General features: G+C 72.5%; 4 protein-coding genes. 3 read left to right on the top strand and 1 reads right to left on the bottom strand.

Annotated features, from left to right (window positions below; genetic code table 11):
* On the top strand, positions 1-660 hold a 660-nt coding region (locus tag AB0J52_RS36480; RefSeq protein WP_500187474.1), incomplete at its 5' end, for a hypothetical protein.
* A gap of 49 nt (positions 661-709) precedes the next feature.
* Here AB0J52_RS36480 and AB0J52_RS36475 read toward each other — a convergent pair.
* On the bottom strand, positions 710-1,300 hold the full coding sequence (locus AB0J52_RS36475; RefSeq protein ID WP_500187473.1) for a TetR/AcrR family transcriptional regulator: 591 nt from the start codon (positions 1,298-1,300) through the stop codon (positions 710-712).
* Between the two features lie 136 nt (positions 1,301-1,436).
* On the opposite strand from AB0J52_RS36475, the gene AB0J52_RS36470 reads away from it, so the two are divergent.
* Complete coding sequence (locus AB0J52_RS36470) at positions 1,437-1,868, top strand: nuclear transport factor 2 family protein (RefSeq protein WP_500187472.1); 432 nt, start codon at positions 1,437-1,439, stop codon at positions 1,866-1,868.
* A gap of 4 nt (positions 1,869-1,872) precedes the next feature.
* A complete protein-coding gene (locus tag AB0J52_RS36465; protein WP_500187471.1) occupies positions 1,873-2,337 on the top strand; it encodes a nitroreductase family deazaflavin-dependent oxidoreductase in 465 nt (154 codons plus the stop codon).
* Positions 2,338-2,401 lie beyond the last annotated feature (64 nt).

Genomic DNA, 2,401 nt, shown 5'->3' with positions numbered 1-2,401 from the left:
CCGGTCGACCCGCCCGCGGCCGACTCCGATGTCCCCGCCCGGGCGCGCCTCGTCGGTCCGCCGCCGCGGTCGCCGCAGGGCGCCGGGGGGCCGAAGCCGCCGCAGCCGTTCAAGATGTGGCCGGAGGGCACGGGGAAGCGGCAACGCGCTGAGGGGGATGAGGGCGCGGAGGTGGTCCTCCACCGTCCCGCCGGCGACGGGCCGCTCCTTCTGGTGGTCCGCTTCCGGTGGGAGTACGAATTCAACATCGTGGAGATGGGGCCGCCGGAGCGGCGCAGGACTCTGCTGCGCTCCAAGAGGCAGCGCCGGGTGGTGGTCCCGCTGCTGTCCGGTGAGGAGAGCGAGGTCCGCCTCGCGATCAGGACGGGTTTCGCCCATCACTGGTGGGCCTGGATCCAGACCGTCGACACCGTTCCCCTCCTTCGTGACCGGCTCGGGGGAGAAGGCCAGTTCGTGATGCGCCATGCCGGCGGTCCGGGGCGGATCAGAATGCGTCACACCGCACGGGGAGCGTTCACTCTGACCGCTCTCACTCCGGCCTTGGAGAAGAGCGGCCTTCTGCTGTCGGGGAGGGGCGACACCGCCGTCGAAGCGGACATCGAGGGCCCGACGTACCTCCACGTCGACGCGGCGGGCCCCTGGACGGTCACCCTCCTCTGATCGACGCGGCCATCGGCCGACGGAGGGGAACGAGCGTCCTCTTAATGATCTACATTGTAAAGGGCGGGGCTGATGTCATCCCCACCTGACTCCGCAGTCCGCGAATGAACAGCTCCAGATGCCGTCGCGCCAGCTCGTGTTTGGTCTCCTCCGGGATCGGGCCGGGGAGAGGGCGGGCGAGCCGGACGAGCATCATCCCGATGTCGTCGAAGGTGACGTCCGGAGGCAGCGCGCCCGCCGCATGAGCACGCTCAATCATGCCTTCGAGCAGCTGGACGGCCTCCCGGCGCAGGGCGGCCAGTTCCGGGTCCCCGGCGAGGTCGACGCTGTCGAGCAGAGCGGGGAGGACGGCCGACACCCGCTGGTCGAGCGCTTCGCGCATGTAGCGGGCGAGTGCCTCGAACGGTTCGCTCTCCTGGGCGGTGGCCGTGCTCGCGGCCGCGACGGTGCGGGTCAGGGCGTCGACGGCGACCGCGTGCAGCAGGGTGGCGCGGTCGGGGAAGCGGCGGTACAGCGTGCCGCTGCCGACGCCCGCCCGCTTGGCGATGTCGTCCAGGGGGACGGCGGGGCCGCGCTCGATCACCAGGTCCCGCGCGGCCAGCAGGATCCGTTCCAGGTTGCGTCGGGCGTCGGCGCGCATCGCGGCTCCCCTCTCCTTGTCCCGGTCGCACCCTAACACCTAAGTGGGGAAAGTTTCTCCACTTCTCTTGCGGGCCGGGGCGTGCCGTGCGACGGTGAAGCGGAGAGATATTCCCCAGTTAGAAGAAGGAGTGCCCATGAGCCACTCGGAGATCCTCGACCTGGTGCGGCGCTGGGCCGACGCGGAGCGGACGGGCGACGTGGCCGCCTACGACGGCCTGCTCGCCGAAGACTTCCTCGCCGTCGGCCCGGTCGGGTTCGTCCTGCCCGCCAAGGCGTGGGCCGGACGGCACCGCGGCGACCTGGTCAACCACGAGTTCGAGGTGCTGGACCCGCAGGTCAGGCTGTACGGCGACACCGCGGTGATGCACGGCGAGCAGAAGCAGCGCACCACCGCGCGCGGCCGTGACGCGAGCGGCTCGTACCGCGTGACGCTGGTCGCCGTCCGGCAGGACGGGGTGTGGCGGATCGCGCACCTGCAGCTCAGCGGGCCTCTCCGGGACGCTGCCGCGCCACCGCCGTTCCCCAAGGCCGGTCCGCCGGCCGCGGGAGAGGGACCGGGGGAGTAGCGAGATGGGAGGCGAACGAGGCGGAACGAGGAGCGGGGCGCGGCTGCCTCCCCGGCTGGCGCGCATGAGCCGGTTCCCGCAGCGGATGCTCGCGTGGGGCGTCCCGATGGGCCCGTTGCGATTGCTGCGCACGCGTGGCCGCCGCAGCGGTCTGCTCCGGACCGCGCCGGTCGCGGTGCTGAAGCTGGACGGCCGGGAATGGGTGGTGTCGCCGTTCGGGGACACGCACTGGGTGCACAACGTCCGGGCGGATGGGCGGGCGGAGTTCGTCCGGGGCCGGCGGACGCGGCGGGTGCGGTTGGTCGAGGTCGGGGACGACCGGGTGCCGGTCGTCCTGCTGGCCTACCGGCGGCGGTTCGGCGTGGTGCCGTTCGTGCGCGACGCGTTCGAGGCGTCGCCGGGGGACGGGGCGGGGGCGTTCGCGGCCGAGGCGGATCGCCACCCGGTCTTCCTGGTCGCTCCCGCCTGACCGTCCCGGCGCCCGGCGAGGAGACGGCGTGGTGAACGCGCGAGGCACCTGTGCTTGCGCTCAG

Source organism: Spirillospora sp. NPDC049652 (genome assembly GCF_040675125.1).
Lineage (GTDB): Bacteria > Actinomycetota > Actinomycetes > Streptosporangiales > Streptosporangiaceae > Spirillospora.
Note: the sequence above shows the minus strand (reverse complement) of the source record. Positions and strands in the feature narration are given on the sequence as shown.